The sequence below is a fragment of the Acidovorax soli genome (assembly GCF_014207955.1).
Taxonomy (GTDB): domain Bacteria; phylum Pseudomonadota; class Gammaproteobacteria; order Burkholderiales; family Burkholderiaceae_C; genus Acidovorax; species Acidovorax soli_A.
Genome location: NZ_JACHLK010000008.1, coordinates 221,114 through 239,272, shown reverse-complemented (window position 1 = coordinate 239,272; position 18,159 = coordinate 221,114). Strand labels below are relative to the sequence as shown.

Here is an 18,159-nt window from a genome sequence, read left to right as displayed (position 1 = left end):
GCTCACCAGGTGAAGGCAGCGGCGGTGGCCGCACCCCACAGCGTGGCCAGGGCCGTGAGCAGGCCCACATCGCGCCGGTCATTGCCCAGGCGCCAGGCCAGCAGGGCGGTGCCCGCCAGGGCCACCAGCATGGTGAGCATCACCGATTCGATCAATCCCAATTCCATAGAGATGGTTCTTTCTTCAGTTGTCCATTGCGCTGGCCCGCATTGCATGAAACTGGCGCTGCCCAAGCCAGTGCCCCCGCGCAAGGGCCGCCCCGCCGCACCGGGAGCGTCCCCCTCCCGACTCGCACAGCGAGTCGAGAGAGGGGCTGAGGGCCGCGGCTCCAAGCCTGCCTGCGCAGGCTTGGACGTGCCCGAAGAGCCACCGCCTCTGGCGATGGCACCGAGGCGCGAAGCGACTCAGGGGGTGCTTCATTTCAATGCTTGGGGGGCAGGGCTGCGGCTTCTTCCCCATGCGCCTTGCCCGAGGAGGTACGCAGCGACAGGATGATGGAGCCGGCGATCAAGCCCGCAGTGACCAGAAGGGCATAGCCGATCGGGATCTTGACCAGGTCGATGAGCAGCATCTTGCTGCCGATGAACACCAGCACCAGGGCCAGGCCATAGGCCAGCAGGTGGAAGCGGTCGGCCAGGTCGGCCAGCAGGAAGTACAGCGCACGCAGGCCCAGGATGGCGAAGATGTTGGCGGTGAGCACGATGAACGGGTCGCTGGTGATCGCGAAGATGGCCGGGATGCTGTCCACCGCGAAGATGATGTCCGTGGTGCCGATCAGGATGAGCACGACGAACAGCGGCGTGTAGTGCTTGACGCCGCCGATGGAGGTCGTCAGCTTCTCGCCGTCGAACACGTCGGCGATGCGGATGCGCTTGCGCAAAAAGCGCAGCACCGGGTTGGTCGCGATGTCGGGCTCTTGCCCGGCAGCGAACCACATCTTGGCACCCGTGAACACCAGGAAGGCACCGAACACGTAGAGCAGCCAGTGGAACGAAGCCAGCAGCCAGGCACCCGCCAGGATCAGCAGCGTGCGCAACACGATGGCACCGATGATGCCGATGATGAGCGCGCGCTTCTGGAACTGGGGCGGCACAGCGAAGTAGCTGAACAGCATCAGGAACACGAAGATGTTGTCGATGGACAGGCTTTTCTCCACCAGGTAGCCGGTGATGAACTGCATCGACACGGTGTTGGCCACCTCGCGGCCCTGGCTGCCGTCCAGGTACCACCACAGGCCGGCCACGAAGACGAAGGCCAGCGAGAACCACAGGGCGCTCCATTTCAGGGCTTCCTTGGTGGTCACCTTGTGCGCGCCCTGGCGCTCCATGACCAAGAGGTCGATGCCGATGGCAACGACCACGAAGACGGCGAATCCCGCCCACATCCACCAGGTTCCAATGGTTTCCATGATGTCGTTCTCCTTCGCAGCAGCGGCGTCAGCGCCGCGAACGCGGCAGGGGTGGCAGGCCCGGGGTCGGGGTGGCGGGGGTGGGGTGGATGGCGGTGTCGTGCATGAGGGGGCTCCTGAGAAATTCAAGGCAAGCCCGCACTGTAGGGATGCCATTGCATCTTTAAAACCTGTCTTTTCGGTACCATTCATCTGGTTTTTACGAACCAAATAGTTCTTGTCCGATACCCCTTCACCCTGTTGGGACACCCACGCCATGAGCCAGAGCTTCAACTACCGCCACCTGTACTACTTCTGGGTGGTTGCCAAGGAAGGCGGCATCGCGCGTGCCGCCGAGCGGCTGGACATGGCCGTGCAGACCATCAGCGCGCAGGTGCGCCTGCTGGAGCAGGCCCTGGGCACCAGCCTGCTGCGCACCGAGGGGCGCAGCCTGGTGCTGACCGAGGCCGGTGTGGCGGCCTTGCACGAGGCCGACCACATCTTTGCCCTGGGCGAGCAGCTGACGCACCGCGTGCGCGAGGCCGCGAGCGGCCAGACGCTGCGGCTGAACCTGGGCATCTCGGACGGCATCGCCAAGCTGGCCATGCACCGGCTGCTCACGCCCGTGCTCGATGAGCCGCACCTGCGCCTGCTGTGCCACGAGGGCGAGTTCCAACCCCTGCTGGGCGAGCTGGCGCTGCACAAGCTCGATGCGGTGCTGGCCGACCGCGCCGCGCCCCCCAACCCCTCGCTCAAGACCACCAGCCAGTTGCTGGGCACCAGCGACGTGGCCTGGTATGCGCCCCCCACCTGGGCCGAGGCGGCGACGCGCAAGTTCCCGCACAGCCTGGCCGTGGTGCCGGTGCTGCTGCCCACCGGGCATGCGGCCACGCGCGCGCGCATCGACCAGTGGCTGGAGCGCGAACGCATCCGCCCGCGCATCGTGGGCGAGTTCGAGGACAGCGCCCTGCTCAGCACCTTTGCAGCCACGGGCATGGGCGTGATGCCGGCGCCCGTGTCAGTAGGCGAGCACCTGGCGCGCACGCATGGCCTGGTGCACGTGGGCACCACGCCCGACGTGCAGGAGCAGTTCCACCTGATCTACAACGCGCGCAAGGTCATGCACCCGCTGCTCACGCGGCTGCTGGAGGCCTCGGCAGACGGCGCGCTCCTCACGTCATAAATGGAGCCCCCCTGAGTCGCTGCGCGCCTTCCCCCTGAGGGGGACGCCCCCGGTGCGGCGGGGCGGCCCTTGCACGGGGGCACTGGCTTGTGTCGCGCCAGTTGCATGCGTCGCGGGTGGCGCGCAAGGCAATGGGCCACTGGATATGACGAATCTGCTTTATTTGGTGAACTTTCCGTCGCGGCCCATCATGAGCAGATCGACGAACTTGCCCGAGCTGTGCTGCCCGGGCGCCAGCTCCACGGGGTAGCCGCCCAGGCTGACGTTCTTCATCGACTCCATGGCCTGCACCAGGCCGGCGCGCGTGGGCTTGGCACCGGCGCGCTGCAGCGCCTCGACCAGGAAACGGGCGGAGATGAAGCCCTCCATCTGGCTGAACGTGTATTCGGTGATGCCCTTGGCCTTGGCCAGGGTCTGGAACTCGCGCGAGATCGGCATGCTCTGGTTCCACGGCGAGGGCACGACCTGCGAGACCACCACGCCACGCGCCCGCTCGCCCAGGGCCTGCACGAGCTGTGCATTGCTGATCACCGAGAGCATGTAGAACGTGGAGCGGTGGCCAGCCGTGAGGTAGGCCGCGACGAAATCCACGCTGGGCTTGCCCGCGCTGATGACGATGATGGCCTGGGGCGAGTCCTTGGCCACCGTGGCCACCGCATCGGCCATCTTCGATCCATCGACCTCCAGCGGCGCCTTGGCCACCAGGCTGACCTTGTGGGCCTGCACGGACTTCTCGACCGAGGCCAGGCCACCCGTGCCGAAGGGGTTGTTGAGGTAGACCGCCGCGATGCGCGAGATGCCCACCGAGGCCAGCTGCTTGACCGTGGCGTCGAGTTCGGCTGCATAACCGGCCTTGATGTTGAACACGTAGCGGCTGCCGGGCTGGCGCAGGCCGTCCGAGCCGGTGAACGGCGCGATGAAAGGCACGCCGCGCTCTTCGGCGATGGGCAGCGCGGCCAGCGCGGGCGGGGTGCCTGCGTACTGGAACAGCGCGAGCACCTTGTCCTCATCGATCAGCTTCTTGGTGTTCTCGGCCGCCTTCTTGGGGTCGTAGGCATCGTCGATGGCGACCACGCGGATCTTGCGCCCGCGCACGCCGCCCGAGGCGTTGACGTGGTCGAAGTAGAGGCTGGCGCCCTGGCGCACTTCGGTGGTGAGCGCGGCCAGCGGGCCGCTCAGCTGGCACGACTGGCCGATCACGATCTCGTTGTCGGTCACGCCCGCGCTGTCCTGGGCAAAGGCCGGGCCGCCGGCCAGGCCCAGGGCCGTTCCCCAGCGCAGAAAGTCCCTGCGCGCCCAGCGTGGTTGAACGCCTGCATTCATGTCTTGTCTCCTGTCGTCTTTATGCTTTTTCACAACGCAAAAACCCTTCCGATGCCAACACGGCCGCGGAAGGGTGGAGAGGAGACCGCCGCTGCGTTACACGGCGGTCCTCGGGTGTCTTGTCAATGGCTTTCTTCTGCCTGGGCGTGCGCAGCCCCTCCCATGCCCAGGTAGGTGTCGATGATGCGGCGGTCGTTGAGCAGGTCCGCTGCGGCCCCGTTCAGCGCCACGGCGCCCATTTCGAGCACATAGGCGCGGTCGGCCACGCGCAGCGCGGCGCGGGCGTTCTGCTCCACGAGCAGCACCGAGACGCCGTGCTGGCGCAGCGAGGAGACGACCTGCAGCACCTCGCGCACGATCAGCGGCGCCAGGCCCAGTGAAGGCTCGTCGAGCATCAACAGGCGTGGGCGCGCCATCAGCGCGCGGCCGATGGCCAGCATCTGGCGCTCGCCGCCCGAGAGCGTGGACGCCAGTTGCGCCCGGCGCTCGCGCAGGCGCGGGAAGATGCCGAACACTTCTTCCATGCGCTGGGCCTGGTCGCGCTGGCCCTTGCGCCAGCGCGAGAAGCCGCCCAGCAGCAGGTTGTCTTCCACCGACATCTCGCCGAACAGCTCGCGCTTTTCGGGCACCAGGGCCACGCCGCGTGCCACCATGGCCTCCACGCTGGGGCGGGCGATGCGCTCGCCCGCCAGGGTGATGGAACCGGTGGCTGGCAACAGGCCCATGGCCGCGCACAGCAGCGTGGTCTTGCCGGCGCCGTTGGGGCCGATCACGGTGACGATCTCACCCTCGTTCACGTCGAGGCGGACCTGGTGCACGGCCTCCACAGGGCCGTAGGACACAGACAGGTCCTGCAGTTGCAAGAGGGGGGCGGTCATGCGCGGGCTCCTTCGGTGGCGGCAGCGGGCAGGTCGTCGTCGGCGCCGCCCAGGTAGGCGTCGAGCACGCGCTGGTTGCGCTGCACCTCCAGAGGCGTGCCCTCGGCGATCACGGTGCCGAACTCCAGCACGGTGATGCGGTCGGCCAGGTTCATCACGAATTCCATGTCGTGCTCCACGACCAGGATGCCCAGGCCCTCGGCGCGCAGCTGGCGCAGCAGGTCGGCCAAGGCCTTCTTCTCCAGGTGGCGCAGGCCGGCGGCCGGCTCGTCGAGCAGCAGGATGGCCGGCTGGCCGGCCAGGGCGCGCGCGATCTCCACGATGCGCTGCTGGCCCAACGCCAGCGAGGCGGCGGGTGTATCGGCATGGGCGCCCAGGCCGCAGCGCTCGATCTGGCGGCGCGCCTCGGCCAGCAGGGCTACCTCTTCGGCGCGGTCCAGGCGCAGCATGGAGGCGAGCCAGCCGCGCTGCGCGCGCTGGTGCGCACCCAGCGCGACGTTCTCGACCACGCTGCGCTGGCCCAGCAGGCGCACATGCTGGAAGGTGCGCGCCATGCCCAGCCGGGCGAAGGCGCGCGAGGGGCGGCGCAGCATGGCCTGGTCCATCAGGCGCACCTCGCCTTCGGTGGCGTCGTCCACACCCGAGACCATGTTGAAGAAAGTGCTCTTGCCGGCGCCGTTGGGGCCGATGAGCGCGTGCACCTCACCGGCCTTCACGTCCATGGAGACGTTGTTGTTGGCCACCAGGCCGCCGAAGCGCTTGGTCACGTTGCGCGCCTGCAGCAGCACGGTGCCGGCCGCCGGCAGCGTGCGCTGGCCGAGCGGCGCGGCCTCGCGCACGGCGCGCGGCGCCTCGCGGCGCAGCCAGCGTTCGCTGAAGCGATTCAGCGTGGGCCACAGGCCGTCGGCAAAACGCTGCAGCACGAAGACCATGAGCAGGCCGAAGACGATGACCTCGAAATTGCCGCTGGTGCCCAGCAGCGAGGGCAGAACGTCCTGCAGCTTTTCCTTGAGCAGGGCGATCAGCGTGGCGCCCAGCACCGCGCCCCAGAGGTGGCCCGCACCACCGACCACGGCCATGAACAGGTACTCGATGCCGATGTTGAGGTTGAAGGGCGTGGGACTGACGAAACGCTGCAGGTGCGCATACAGCCAGCCCGAGATGGCCGCCAGCAGCGCCGCCAGCACGAACAGCTTGATGCGGTAGTGCGCGGTGTCCACGCCCATGGACTCGGCCATCACCCGCCCGCCCTTGAGCGCGCGGATGGCGCGGCCCTCGCGCGAATCGAGCAGGTTGTGCAGCAGCCACAGGGCCACCAGCAGCACGGCCCAGATCAGCACGCCGATGGCGCGCGGCGAGGCCAGCGAGAAGCCCGCTACGACCAGCGGCGGAATACCCGTGATGCCGGTCTGCCCGCCCAGAAACTCCATGTTGCCGAACAGGTAGTACAGCGACAGGCCCCAGGCGATGGTGCACAGCGGCAGGTAGTGGCCCGACAGCTTGAGCGTGACCGAGCCCAGGCCCCAGGCCACGGCGAAGGTGATCACGAGGCCGAGCACCAGGCCCACCCAGGGCATGCCGGCCATGCCAACGATGCCCGAGAGCGCCTGCACCGAGGCCGGTGCGGTGCAGATCCAGGCCGTGGCGTAGGCGCCCACGCCCACGAAGGCGGCCTGGCCGAAGGAGGTCATGCCGCCCACGCCGGTGAGCATGACCAGGCCGGCCGCGACAATGGCGTACAGGCCGATGTAGCTGAGCGTGACCACGGTGAAGTCGGGCAGGAAGCCCCAGCACAGTGCCAGCAGCGCCACGGCAGCGAGCGTGAGCTGGGTGCGCGTGGCGATGCCGCGCGAGGCGGCGGTGGCGGGCACGCCGGCAGCGGATTCGGTCTTGGTGGGCGCGCTCATTCCTCATCCTCCACGTGGCGGCTGTTGAGCGAACGCCACCACAGCACGGGGACGATCAGGGTGAACACGAGAACCTCCTTGTAGGCACTGGCCCAGAACGATGCAAAGGCCTCCAGCTGGCCCACGATCAGCGCGCCGAGCAGCGCCATGGGGTAGCTGCCCAGGCCGCCGACGATGGCCGCGACGAAGCCCTTGAGGCCGATCAGGAACCCCGTGTCGTAGTACACGGTGGTGAGCGGGGCAATCAAGAGGCCCGAGACCGCGCCGATCAGCGCGGCCAGGGCGAAGCTCACGTCGCCCGAGAGTTCGGTGGGAATGCCCATGAGGCGCGCCCCCACCCGGTTGAGGGCCGTGGCGCGCAGCGCCTTGCCCACCATGGAGCGGCCGAAGAACAGGAACAGCAGCATCACCAGCGCCAGCGTGACGCCCAGCACCACCAGCGACTGGCCCGAGAGAGGAATGCCGCCCAGGTCGAAGCGCGCCTCGGAGAACGGCGGCGTGCGCTGCCCCTCGGCACCGAAGAACAAGAGGCCCAGGCCCACCAGCACGCCGTGCAGCGCCACCGAAACGATGAGCAGCATCAGCACCGTGGCATCGGCCAGCGGGCGGTAGGCCAGGCGGTACAGCAGCGGCCCCATGGGCGTGATCAGGATCAGGGTGGTGAGCGCCTGCATGCCCAGCGAGGTCGGGCGCAGGCCCAGGATCAGCGCCGCGGCAATGGCCGGCAGCACCAGGCACCAGACCACGGTGGCGGGCCAGTTGACGGGATTGCCGCGCTGGTAGCGCACGGCCTCGACCACCAGCACCACGGCTGCCAGGCCGACCAGCAGCCACAGCGTGCCGGGAATGCGCCCACCCTGCATCATGGCCATGGTCAGCGCCCCGAAGGCCACGAACTCGCCCTGGGGGATGAAGATCACCCGGGTCACGAAAAAAACCAGCACCAGCGCCAGCGCCATCAGTCCATAGATGGCGCCATTGACAATGCCGTCCTGCCCCAAGAGCAGGGCGATCTGCAAATCCATATTCAGCTTTCTGTCTATTGAAGGCAGGAATGCCGCAGGGCTGCGCAGGCAGCGGACGCTTCATGCGCCCGCCGCCCCGCACCTGCTGCATCAGACCTCGCTGCGCTCGGTCAGGGCTGGTACTTCCAGGTGCCGTTCTCGATCTTGACCATCACGCGGGCGCGCTGGTCCAGGCCCAGGTGGTCGTTCTCGGACATGTTGAAGATGCCGTGCGCACCGGGCACTTCCTTGATCTGCTCCAGCGCATCGCGCAGGGCCGCGCGGAATTCCACGGTCCCCGGCTTGGCCTTCTTGAGCGCCACGGGCACGGCGGCGGCCATGAGCACGCCCGAATCCCAGCCATGGGCGCCGAAGGTGGAGACGCTGTCCTTGCCATGGGCGGCTTCGTAGGCGGCCACGTAGGCGCTGGCCGACTTCTTCACGGGGTGCGAGGCGGGCAGCTGCGAGGCCACGAGCACGGGGCCCGAGGGCAGGAAGGTGCCCTCCACGTCCTTGCCGCCCACGCGCAGGAAGTCGGCATTGGCCACGCCATGGGTCTGATAGACCTTGCCCGTGAAGCCGCGCTCCTTGAGCGCCTTCTGCGGCAGCGCGGCCGGCGTGCCGGAGCCAGCGATCAGCACCGCATCGGGCTTGGCCGAGATCATCTTCAGCGTCTGGCCGGTCACCGAGGTGTCGGTACGCGCATAGCGCTCGTTGGCCACGATCTGGATCTTCTTGATGGCCGCTGCCTTGGTGAATTCCTGGTACCAGCCTTCGCCATACGCGTCCGAGAATCCGATGAAGGCCACGCTCTTCACGCCCGCGTTGGACATGTGGTCCACGATGGCCAGGGACATCATGATGTCGTTCTGCGGGGTCTTGAAGACCCACTTCTTCTTGGCGTCCATGGGCTCGACGATGCGCGCCGAGGCGGCCATGGAGATCATGGGCGTCTGCGCCTCGGCCACCACGTCGATCATGGCCAGCGAGTTGGGCGTGGTGCTCGACCCCAGGATGATGTCGACCTTGCTTTCGCTGATCAGCTTGCGCGTGTTGCTCACGGCGGTGGTCGTGTCCGAGGCGTCGTCGAGCACGATGTAGTTGACCTTCTGGCCGCCGATGGTGCGCGGCATCAGGGCCACAGTGTTCTTCTCGGGGATGCCCAGCGAGGCGGCGGGCCCGGTGGCCGACACGGTGACACCGACGGTGATGTCGGCCAGGGCGGCGCCGCAGGCCACGGCGGCGGCAGCGGCCACCAGGGCGAGTTGGGCAAAGCGGGATTTTTTCATGCGTTTGTCTCCTGTGGAAAAGAAAGGATGGTGGTGTCAGCGCGGAAGCGGACTTGCGGCGCTGCGCCGGCTCTTGTCGGCCGGTTGGGGGGACGCGGTGTGCGTGCGGTCCATTGTCATGGAGGCACAGGCCTTTGCACCAGTTCCATGGGCATTTGAACGGCAGGGAATCCGCCGAAGAACAGGTCTGCCACGATGGGGGCCATGGTCTGGTAGTCGAGCTCGCCGTCGGGCTTGAGCCAGGTGAACATCCAGTTGATCATGCCGAACAGCAGCATGGTCAGCGCCTTGCTCAGGCCTGCGGCTTCGGTGTCGGGCCGCATCTGCGCCAGCGCCTGGGCAAACACGGCCACCACGGCGCGCTCCTTGCCCAGGATGCGTTCGCTGTCCTCGGGCTGCAGAAAGCGCACGTCCTCGGTCAGCACGCGGTGGGCATGCTGGGCCTCGGCATATTCCTCGACAAAGCGGTGGATCAGCTCGCGCAACCGCGCCTCGGGTTCGAGCTGCCGGGCCTCGACGTCCTCCACCAGGGCCTGCAGGCGCGAGACATGGCCATCGGCAATGTGCACGAGCAGGTTGTACTTGTCGCGAAAGTAGTGGTAGAGCGTGGGCTTGGACAGGCCGCAGGCCTCGGCCACCTCGTTCATCGACGTGGCCGGGTAGCCGCGGCGTGCGAAGAGTTCGGCGGCATGGCGGAGGATCAATTCGCGCTGGTCGTCGTATCCGGGAGAGCGTCCTCGGGCCATGGACAGTGTTCCTTTGCATGCGGTAGTGAAGGGCCGCCATCTTGCCGCATGCCGGCGCCCCCAGGGCCTGCACGCGCAGATGTCCCCACGGCAGCGGGTGGTGCCGTGCAGCGCGATGGAGGCCCTGCTTGCGTCCATCAGCGCTCGTCGAAGGACAGCACCACGTGGTCGGACAGCGGCCGGCACTGGCAGGTGAGCACGAAGCCGGCGGCCACCTCGTTCTTGTCGAGCGCGAAGTTGCGCTCCATGCGCACCTCGCCCTCCACGCACTTGGCGCGGCAGGTGCCGCACACGCCCGAGGTGCACGAGAACGGCACCTCCAGTCCGGCGGCCGAGGCGGCATCGAGGATGCTGGCCTGTTCGCCCGAGAACGGGAATTCGCGCCTGAGGCCATCGCGCACGATGGCGATGCGCGCGGCCTTGGCATCGCCCGGCAGCGCCTCGTGCACCACCGCCCCCACCTGGCCACCAGCTGGCAGGGCCACGCCGAAGCGCTCCACGTGGATGCGCTCGGCCGGCACGCCGCCGGCCAGCAGCGCGGCCTCGGCCTCGTCGTTCATCTGGAAGGGGCCGCAGATGAAGGCCTCGTCGATCTTCTGCGCGGGGATCAGGGCTTGCAGGAACTCGGCGAGCTTCTCGCGGTTGACGAAGCCCATGTTCAGCGGCGCATCGGTCTGCTCTGCCGAGAACACATGGTGCAGCACCAGGCGCGTGAGGTAGCGGTTCTTGAGGTCCTCGATCTCCTCCTTGAACATGGTGGACTGCAGAGTGCGGTTGCCATAGATCAGCGTGAAGCGGCTACCGGGCTCGCGCGCCAGCACCGTCTTCATGATGGACAGGATGGGCGTGATGCCGCTGCCGCCCGCAATGCCCAGGTAGTGGCGCTGCGCCTCCGCCTGGATGGGCACGAAGAAACGGCCCTGGGGTGCCATGACCTGCAGGGTGTCGCCCACCTGCAGCTGCGCGTTGATCCAGTTGGAGAACACGCCGCCGTTGACCTTGCGCACGCCCACGCGCAGTTCGGCATCGTCCACGCCGGCGCAGATGGAGTACGAGCGGCGCAGGTCCTGGCCGCCGATGTCGGTGCGCAAGGTGAGGTACTGGCCCTGGGTGAAGCCGAAGACCTCGCGCAGTTCGGGCGGCACGTCGAAGGAGACGATGACGGCCTCGGCCGTGTCGGGCTCGATGGAGCGCACGCGCAGGGGATGGAAGATGACGCTCATGTCGGTGTCTGGTGTGGGGGCGAAGGCGGGTGCTTCACAAGGGCTTGAAATGTTCGAAGGGCTCGCGGCAGGCCATGCAGCGGTACAGCGCCTTGCAGGCCGTGGAGCCGAAGGCCGAGAGCCGCTCGGTCTGCAGGCTGCCGCAGCGCGGGCAGGCCAGGGCCGGTGCGGCCGCAGCGCGCGGCATGAAGCGCAGCGGCACCTCGGTGCCGGGCGGCAGCGGGCCGGGCGGCGCGATGCCGTAGGCCAGCAGGCGCGCGCGGCCGCGCTCGGTGATCCACTCGGTGGTCCAGGCCGGGGCGCGCTGCAGCGTGGCATGGGCCGGGCCCAGTCCTGCCGCCTCGATGGCGGCGAGCACGTCGCGCTCGATGGCCTCGGTGGCCGGGCAGCCCGAATAGGTGGGGGTGAGCACGATCTCCAGGCCATCGCCCGCCAGGCGCACGCCGCGCACGATGCCCAGGTCGCACACGGAGACCGCAGGCACCTCGGGATCGGGCACGCCGTCGAGCACCTCCCATGCGCGCGCGATGCGCGCATCGGTGGTTGCCGGCCGGTCAATGGCGTTGGCCACCATCACCACACGCCTCCGGGGAAGCTGCGCTGCAGGTACTGCATCTCGGTCAGGATGTAGCCCATGTGCTCGCTGTGCACACCCTGCTTGCCGGTGCTGAGGAAGGCCGACTCCTTGGGCGTGGCCAGGCTGGCGGCGGCCAGGATCTGCGCCATCTCGCCGGTCCAGGCGTCCTTGAGGTCGGCCCAGCGCGGGCCCAGGCCCGTGGCGTGGGCGGACTCGTCCACCGCATCGGCGGCGAACAGCTCGGGGGTGTAGCGCCACAGGGCCTTCAGGGCCGCTTCGGTGCGGCGGCGTGATTCGGCCGTGCCATCGCCCAGGCGCACGACCCAATCGGCCGCATGCTGCTGGTGGTAGCGCGCCTCCTTGAGGGCCTTGCCGGCGATGGCGGCCAGCTCCGTGTCGCTGGACGTGAGCAGGCGCTCCCACAGCTGCTTGAGCAGGGTGGCCACCATGGCGTTGCGCACCATGGTGAAGGCGAAGTCGCCGCGCGGCAGCTCCACCAGGGTCGGGTTCACGTAGTCACGCTCGTCGCGCAGGAAGGCCAGTTGGTCTTCGTCGTGGCCGCGGCCTTCGATCTGGCCGGCCCGCGTGAGCACGGCGCGCGCCTGGCCCACGAGGTCGAGCGCCATGTTGGACAGGGCGATGTCTTCTTCGAGCACCGGGCCGTGGCCGCACCATTCAGAGAGGCGCTGGGCCAGGATGAGGCAGGTGTCGCCGATGCGCAGCAGGTACTGCACGCCTGCGTCCTGGCTGATGGAGATGCTGGTGGCTTGCATGGCGGGCGCGCTCACATGTGGTCCACGGACTCGGGCAGCACGTAGAAGGTGGGGTGGCGGTAGACCTTGTCCTGCGCGGGGTCGAAGTACATGGACTTCTCGCCGGGGTCGCTGGCCACGATCTGGTCGGAGCGCACGACCCAGACGCTGGTGCCTTCCTGGCGGCGGGTGTAGACGTCGCGCGCCAGCTGGATGGCCATGCGCGGATCGGCCGCGTGCAGGCTGCCGCAGTGCTTGTGGTCAAGGCCCGCCTTGCTGCGCACGAACACCTCCCACAACGGCCATTCGGTGGCCATCGCGGGATCGGCGGCGGGGGTGGAGGGAGAGGATGGGGTCGTCATGGGGAAATCTCGGATTTGGAAAATTCAGGCGGCGGCGCGCTCCGGGGCGTGCTTAGCGGCATGGGCCAGGGCGGCTTCGCGCACCCAGGCACCGTCGTCCCAGGCCTTGACCCGTGCACCCAGGCGTTCTTCGTTGCAGGGGCCGTCGCCGCCGATCACGCGCCAGAACTCGGCCCAGTCGATGGCACCGTAGTCGTGCGCCTGGCGCTCTTCGTTCCACTTGAGGTCGGGGTCGGGCAGGGTCACGCCGAGCACGCGGGCCTGCTCCACCGTGGCGTCGATGAACTTCTGGCGCAGGGTGTCGTTGGAGACACGCTTGATGCCCCAGCGCATGGACTGCGCGGAGTTGGGCGACTGGTCGTCGGGCGGGCCGAACATCATGATGGAAGGCCACCACCAGCGGTTGACCGCGTCCTGCACCATGGCGCGCTGGGCGTCGGTGCCCTGCTGCATCATCGTCAACAGTGCGTCGTAGCCCTGGCGCTGGTGGAAGCTTTCTTCGCGGCAGATGCGCACCATGGCCCGCGCATAGGGCGCGTACGAGCAGCGGCAGATCGGCACCTGGTTCATGATGGCCGCGCCGTCGACCAGCCAGCCGATGGTGCCCATGTCGGCCCAGGTCAGCGTGGGGTAGTTGAAGATGGAGCTGTACTTGGCGCGCCCGGTGTGCAGGGCGTCGAGCATCTGGTCGCGCGAGGTGCCCAGCGTCTCGGCCGCGGCGTACAGGTACAGGCCATGGCCGCCCTCGTCCTGCACCTTGGCCAGCAGAATGGCCTTGCGCTTGAGCGTGGGCGCGCGCGTGATCCAGTTGCCCTCGGGCAGCATGCCGACGATCTCCGAATGCGCGTGCTGGCTGATCTGGCGCAGCAGGGTCTTGCGGTAGTGGTCGGGCATCCAGTCCTTGGCCTCGATGAATTCGCCCGCGTCGATGCGCGCATCGAAGGCCTCCTGGCGCTGCATCTCCTCGGCGCTGCGCAGGGCCTTGCCTGCGTCGCCGGCTTCCTTGCCCATGGTGTCCATGGCCTGGGTGTACATGGTGGTGTCCTTTCGTTCGGGGGCCGCTTCAGCGCGCGCGCTGGTCGATCACGCGGCGGGCCTTGCCCACCAGCGTGCGTTCGATGGAATCGGTGGCCAGCACCTCGACCTGGCAGGTGATGCCCACCAGGGTCTTGATGCGGTGCTGCACCCAGCCGGTGAGTTCGCTGCGCTCGCCATCAGCCACGCCGGGCTGCAGCTCGCAGCGCACGGTGACCTGGTCGAGGTTGCCGTCGCGCGCCACCAGGATCTGGTACTGGCCCGAGAGCTTCTGGTTCTGCAGCACGATCTCTTCGATCTGCGTGGGGAACACGTTCACGCCGCGGATGATGAGCATGTCGTCCGAGCGGCCCACGATCTTGCCCATGCGCCGGAAGGCGCGCGAGGTGGGCGGCAGCAGGCGCGTGAGGTCGCGCGTGCGGTAGCGGATCATGGGCAGCGCCTCCTTGCTCAGCGAGGTGAAGACGAGTTCGCCCTCTTCGCCGTCGGGCAGCACCTCGCCCGTCTCGGGGTCGATGATTTCGGGGTAGAAATGGTCTTCCCAGACCACCGGGCCGTCCTTGCTCTCGATGCACTCGCTGGCCACGCCCGGGCCCATCACTTCGGACAGGCCGTAGATGTCCACCGCGTCAATGCCGGCCTTGGTCTCGATCTCACGGCGCATGGCCTCGGTCCAGGGCTCGGCGCCGAAGATGCCGACCTTGAGCGAGCTTTCGCGTGGGTCCAGCCCCTGGCGCACGAACTCCTCGTTGATGACCTGCATGTACGAGGGTGTGACCATGATGATGCTGGGCGCGAAGTCGCGGATCAGCTGCACCTGCTTTTCGGTCTGGCCGCCGGACATGGGGATGACCGTGCAGCCCGCGCGCTCGGCCCCGTAGTGCGCGCCCAGGCCGCCCGTGAACAGGCCGTAGCCATAGGCCACATGGATCAGGTCGCCCGCACGCCCGCCGGCCGCGCGGATGGAGCGCGCCACCAGGTCGGCCCAGGTGTCGATGTCCTGGAGCGTGTAGCCCACCACCGTGGGCTTGCCCGTGGTGCCCGAGGAGGCATGGATGCGCGCCACCTTCTCGCGCGGCACGGCGAACATGCCGAAGGGGTAGTTGTCGCGCAGGTCCTTCTTGACCGTGAAGGGGAACTTGGACAGGTCGGACAGCTGCTTCAGGTCCGACGGGTGCACGCCCTTGGCGTCGAAGGAACGCTGGTAGTGCGGCACGTTGTCGTAGGCATGCTGCAGCGTCCAGCGCAGGCGCTGCAGCTGCAGGGCCTGGACTTCGTCGCGGCTGGCGGTTTCGATGGGCTCCAGGTCGCCCGGGGCGGGGTGGCGCACGGCCATGGATGTCTCCTGTGGTGTTCTCGATGGGATGTCAGCGGGCGGCGTCGGCCAAGGGCACGGTGTGCTTGCCCTTCATGCAGTACGAGCGGCCGCGGAACACGGCAATCGCCTCGCCGCGCTGGTTGTGCACGTTCACGTCGTAGACGCCGGTGCGGCCGGCCAGCGAGACCTCGGTGGCCACGGCGGTGAGGCGGTCGCCCTCGCGCGCCGGCGCCAGGAAGTCGATGGACAGGCCCGAGGCCACGGTCATGTCGTTGCGCGCGTTGCACGAGAAGGCGAACGCCGAATCGGCCAGCGTGGTGATGAAGCCGCCGTGGCAGATGTCGAAGCCGTTGAGCATGTCGGCGCGCACGGTCATCTGAAGCGTGGCCCGGCCCGGCGCGATGGCCGTGATGGCGATGCCCAGGCCCTGCGTGGCACGGTCGTTGGCGAGCATGCCGGTGCGCACGTGCTCGGCGATGGCCTGGGGGTCCATGGAAGCGGTGGTGGAGTCCATTGGGTGGGTGTGGTTCAGCGGTCTTTGAAGACGGGGGCGCGCTTGCCGATGAAGGCTTCGACGCCCTCGCGGTAGTCGGCCGAGGCGCCCAGCGTGCGCTGCAAGGTCGCCTCCTGCGCCAGGGCCTGGCCGTAGTCCATCTGCGCCGCGGCGTCCATGGCATTGCGCGTGGCGACCAGCGCCTTGACGGGCATGGCGGCCAGGCGCTGGGCCAGGGCCTGGGCTTCGTCCTGCAGGGCCGCGTCGTCTACGCAGCGCCAGATCAGGCCCAGGCGCTCGGCGTCGGCCGCGGGCAGCTTGTCGCCCAGCAACGCCAGGCCCAGCGCCTGGGCGCGGCCCACCAGGCGCGGCAGCAGCCAGGTGCCGCCGGTGTCGGGCACCAGGCCGATCTTGGTGAAGGCCTGGATGAAGCTGGCCGAGCGCGCGGCCAGCACCAGGTCGCACGAGAGCGCGAGGTTGGCGCCCGCGCCCGCGGCCACACCGTTGACGGCGGCCACCACGGGGATGGGCATGCTGCGGATGCGCAGGCACAAGGGGCCGTAGAGTTTTTCGATCACCCCGCCCAGGTCCTTGGAGGCGGCGCCGGGCGTGAGATCGGGCGCCACGGCCGGATCGGCCAGGTCTTGCCCGGCGCAGAAGGCGCGGCCCGTGCCCGTGAGCACCACGCAGCGCACCTCGGGGTTCGCGACAGCCGCCTCCAGCGCGGCCAGCAACTGGGCATGCAGCTCGGCCGTGAAGCTGTTGAGCGCGGCCGGCCGGTTGAGCGCCAGCGTTTGCACGGCGCCCGACTGCGTCACGAGGACCAGGGGTTCAGACATGGATGCTCCTGCCTATCAAGGTGGGGGAAAACCTGTTTTGATCGATCGCAAACATTATTGACCGACCGTTCGGTAGAGAATAAACTTTCCCGAACCCTGATGCAAGTCAAACCCATCAGGGCAAACCCTAGCGGAGACAATTTGATGCCCCTGTTCGATACCCACCGTGCCCTCCTGGAGGGAGCCCTCGACGCCCTGGCCACCCGTGGCCACTGGACGCCCTTCCCCGAATCGCCCTCGCCCAAGGTCTATGGCGAAACCGGCCAGGCCGACGGCCAGGCGGCCGTGAATGCCCTGTTGGGCAAGGACTTTGCGCTGCAGCAGCCCGGCGAGCAGGGCCGCCTGGCGACCGAGCGCTCGCCCTACGGCGTGGCGCTGGACGTGCGCTACCCCGACTGCGACGTGCAGGCCCTGGTAGAGGCCGCCCAGGCGGCCGAACCCGCCTGGCAGGCGCTGGGCGCCCAAGGCCGCGTGGGCGTGCTGCTGGAAGCACTCGTGCGCATCCACCGCCGCAGCCACGAGATCGCGCACGCCGTGATGCTGACCACCGGCCAGGGCCCGATGATGGCCTTCCAGGCCGGCGGCCCGCATGCGCAGGACCGCGCGCTCGAAGCGATTGCCTACGCTTGGAAGGCCATGGCCGACGTGCCCGGCCAGGCGCTGTGGGACAAACCCCAGGGCAAGAGCCCCTCGCTGGTGATGCAAAAGCACTACGAGATCGTGGGCCGCGGCATCGCGCTGGTGGTCGGCTGCGCCACCTTCCCCACCTGGAACACCTACCCCGGCCTGTTCGCCGCACTGGCCACGGGCAACCCGGTCATCGTCAAGCCGCACCCCAACGCCGTGCTGCCGGCCGCGATCTCGGTCAATATCCTGCGCGAGGTGCTGGCCGAACAGGGGCTGGACCCGAACACCGTGACCCTGGCCCTGAGCCCCCGCCCCGAAAGCACGCAGGCCCTGGCCACGCACAGCGCAGTGGCCAGCATCGACTTCACGGGCAGCAACCAGTTCGGCCGCTGGCTCATCGACAACGCCCGCCAGGCGCGTGTGTACGCCGAGATGGCCGGCGTGAACACGGTGATCATCGAATCCACCGACCAGTACGCGGCCCTGCTGCGCAACCTGGCGTTCACGCTGTCGCTGTACAGCGGCCAGATGTGCACCACCACGCAGAACATCCTGGTGCCGCGCGGCGGCATCACCACCGACGAAGGGCACAAGAGCTTCGAGCAGGTGGGTGCGGACCTGGCCGCTGCGGTGACCGAGCTGGCTTCGAACCCGCGCGTGGCCACCTCGGTGCTGGGCGCCGTGGGCTCGCCCGAGACCGTGGCCCGCATGCAGCAGGCCGCCGGCAAGGGCCGCCTGGTGCTGGCCTCGCGCGCCCTGCCCCACCCCGAGTTCGCCAATGCGCAGATCCACACGCCTGTGATCGTGGCGCTGGAGCAGGCCGACAGCGCCATCTACAGCGAGGAGTGCTTCGGCCCCGTGTCCTACCTGGTGGCCACCGATTCAGGCGCCGCCAGCCTGCAGGTGGCCGAGGCCACGCTGCGCGCGCACGGCGCGCTGACGCTGGGCGTGTACTCCACCGACCGCGCCTACATCGACGCCGCCATCGCCCTGGGCCGGCGCACGCGCGTGGCCCTGTCCATCAACCTCACGCAGGGCGTGTTCGTGAACCAGTCGGCCTCGTTCTCGGACTACCACGCCACAGGCGGCAACCCGGCCGCCAACGCCAGCTACACCAACCTGGCCTTCGTGGCCGACCGCTTCGTGATCGTGCAGCGGCGCGAGCACGTGGCGGCCGCGCCAGCAGCAGCGTGAAGAAGACGCCAACCTGTCGATA

General features: G+C 68.5%; 18 protein-coding genes. 2 read left to right on the top strand and 16 right to left on the bottom strand.

Features of this window, described 5'->3' with window-relative positions; genetic code table 11:
- Positions 1-2: 2 nt before the first annotated feature.
- Positions 3-167, bottom strand: a complete 165-nt coding sequence (locus HNP48_RS20465) for a hypothetical protein (protein WP_184860665.1) — start codon at positions 165-167, stop codon at positions 3-5.
- 254 nt (positions 168-421) lie between these two features.
- A complete protein-coding gene (locus tag HNP48_RS20460) occupies positions 422-1,408 on the bottom strand; it encodes a TerC family protein (protein WP_184860465.1) in 987 nt (328 codons plus the stop codon).
- Between the two features lie 256 nt (positions 1,409-1,664).
- Here HNP48_RS20460 and HNP48_RS20455 point away from each other — a divergent pair, with 256 nt between their 5' ends.
- Complete coding sequence (locus HNP48_RS20455) at positions 1,665-2,570, top strand: LysR family transcriptional regulator (protein ID WP_184860463.1); 906 nt, start codon at positions 1,665-1,667, stop codon at positions 2,568-2,570.
- Positions 2,571-2,729: 159 nt separating this feature from the next.
- Here HNP48_RS20455 and HNP48_RS20450 read toward each other — a convergent pair whose 3' ends face one another.
- From HNP48_RS20450 to HNP48_RS20385, 14 genes are all read right to left on the bottom strand, one after another.
- Complete coding sequence (locus HNP48_RS20450; RefSeq protein ID WP_184860461.1) at positions 2,730-3,893, bottom strand: ABC transporter substrate-binding protein; 1,164 nt, start codon at positions 3,891-3,893, stop codon at positions 2,730-2,732.
- Between the two features lie 122 nt (positions 3,894-4,015).
- The gene (locus HNP48_RS20445) at positions 4,016-4,771 is read right to left on the bottom strand and encodes an ABC transporter ATP-binding protein (RefSeq protein ID WP_184860459.1); all 756 of its coding nucleotides are present in this window, start codon (positions 4,769-4,771) and stop codon (positions 4,016-4,018) included.
- Positions 4,768-6,678 carry an ABC transporter permease subunit gene (locus HNP48_RS20440; protein ID WP_184860457.1) on the bottom strand — a complete coding sequence of 637 codons (1,911 nt, stop codon included), beginning with the start codon at positions 6,676-6,678 and terminating at the stop codon, positions 4,768-4,770. The genes HNP48_RS20445 and HNP48_RS20440 overlap by 4 nt, the downstream gene beginning before the upstream one ends.
- The gene (locus HNP48_RS20435) at positions 6,675-7,703 is read right to left on the bottom strand and encodes a branched-chain amino acid ABC transporter permease (protein ID WP_184860455.1); all 1,029 of its coding nucleotides are present in this window, start codon (positions 7,701-7,703) and stop codon (positions 6,675-6,677) included. The genes HNP48_RS20440 and HNP48_RS20435 overlap by 4 nt, the downstream gene beginning before the upstream one ends.
- 110 nt (positions 7,704-7,813) lie before the next feature.
- The gene (locus tag HNP48_RS20430) at positions 7,814-8,971 is read right to left on the bottom strand and encodes an ABC transporter substrate-binding protein (RefSeq protein ID WP_184860453.1); all 1,158 of its coding nucleotides are present in this window, start codon (positions 8,969-8,971) and stop codon (positions 7,814-7,816) included.
- Positions 8,972-9,087: 116 nt separating this feature from the next.
- Positions 9,088-9,717: a TetR/AcrR family transcriptional regulator gene (locus tag HNP48_RS20425; protein ID WP_184860451.1), complete on the bottom strand. Its 630-nt coding sequence runs from the start codon at positions 9,715-9,717 to the stop codon at positions 9,088-9,090.
- Between the two features lie 137 nt (positions 9,718-9,854).
- Positions 9,855-10,940: a 1,2-phenylacetyl-CoA epoxidase subunit PaaE gene (gene paaE, locus HNP48_RS20420; protein WP_184860449.1), complete on the bottom strand. Its 1,086-nt coding sequence runs from the start codon at positions 10,938-10,940 to the stop codon at positions 9,855-9,857.
- A gap of 34 nt (positions 10,941-10,974) precedes the next feature.
- Positions 10,975-11,514, bottom strand: a complete 540-nt coding sequence (gene paaD / locus HNP48_RS20415; RefSeq protein ID WP_184860446.1) for a 1,2-phenylacetyl-CoA epoxidase subunit PaaD — start codon at positions 11,512-11,514, stop codon at positions 10,975-10,977.
- Complete coding sequence (gene paaC, locus HNP48_RS20410) at positions 11,514-12,290, bottom strand: 1,2-phenylacetyl-CoA epoxidase subunit PaaC (RefSeq protein ID WP_184860444.1); 777 nt, start codon at positions 12,288-12,290, stop codon at positions 11,514-11,516. The genes paaD and paaC overlap by 1 nt, the downstream gene beginning before the upstream one ends.
- 11 nt (positions 12,291-12,301) lie before the next feature.
- Complete coding sequence (gene paaB, locus HNP48_RS20405) at positions 12,302-12,631, bottom strand: 1,2-phenylacetyl-CoA epoxidase subunit PaaB (RefSeq protein ID WP_186457925.1); 330 nt, start codon at positions 12,629-12,631, stop codon at positions 12,302-12,304.
- 24 nt (positions 12,632-12,655) lie between these two features.
- The gene (gene paaA / locus HNP48_RS20400; protein ID WP_184860442.1) at positions 12,656-13,666 is read right to left on the bottom strand and encodes a 1,2-phenylacetyl-CoA epoxidase subunit PaaA; all 1,011 of its coding nucleotides are present in this window, start codon (positions 13,664-13,666) and stop codon (positions 12,656-12,658) included.
- A 28-nt stretch (positions 13,667-13,694) separates the two neighbouring features.
- Positions 13,695-15,002: a phenylacetate--CoA ligase PaaK gene (gene paaK, locus HNP48_RS20395; protein ID WP_184860439.1), complete on the bottom strand. Its 1,308-nt coding sequence runs from the start codon at positions 15,000-15,002 to the stop codon at positions 13,695-13,697.
- A 31-nt stretch (positions 15,003-15,033) separates the two neighbouring features.
- Complete coding sequence (paaI, locus tag HNP48_RS20390; protein ID WP_184860436.1) at positions 15,034-15,498, bottom strand: hydroxyphenylacetyl-CoA thioesterase PaaI; 465 nt, start codon at positions 15,496-15,498, stop codon at positions 15,034-15,036.
- 14 nt (positions 15,499-15,512) lie between these two features.
- Entirely contained in the window at positions 15,513-16,316 is an 804-nt protein-coding gene (locus tag HNP48_RS20385; RefSeq protein WP_184860434.1) for an enoyl-CoA hydratase-related protein, read from the bottom strand.
- A 144-nt stretch (positions 16,317-16,460) separates the two neighbouring features.
- Between HNP48_RS20385 and paaN the strand changes: the two genes are divergently transcribed.
- Positions 16,461-18,137 (top strand): phenylacetic acid degradation protein PaaN, encoded by a 1,677-nt coding sequence (paaN, locus tag HNP48_RS20380; RefSeq protein ID WP_184860432.1) that lies wholly within the window; start codon positions 16,461-16,463, stop codon positions 18,135-18,137.
- Positions 18,138-18,159 lie beyond the last annotated feature (22 nt).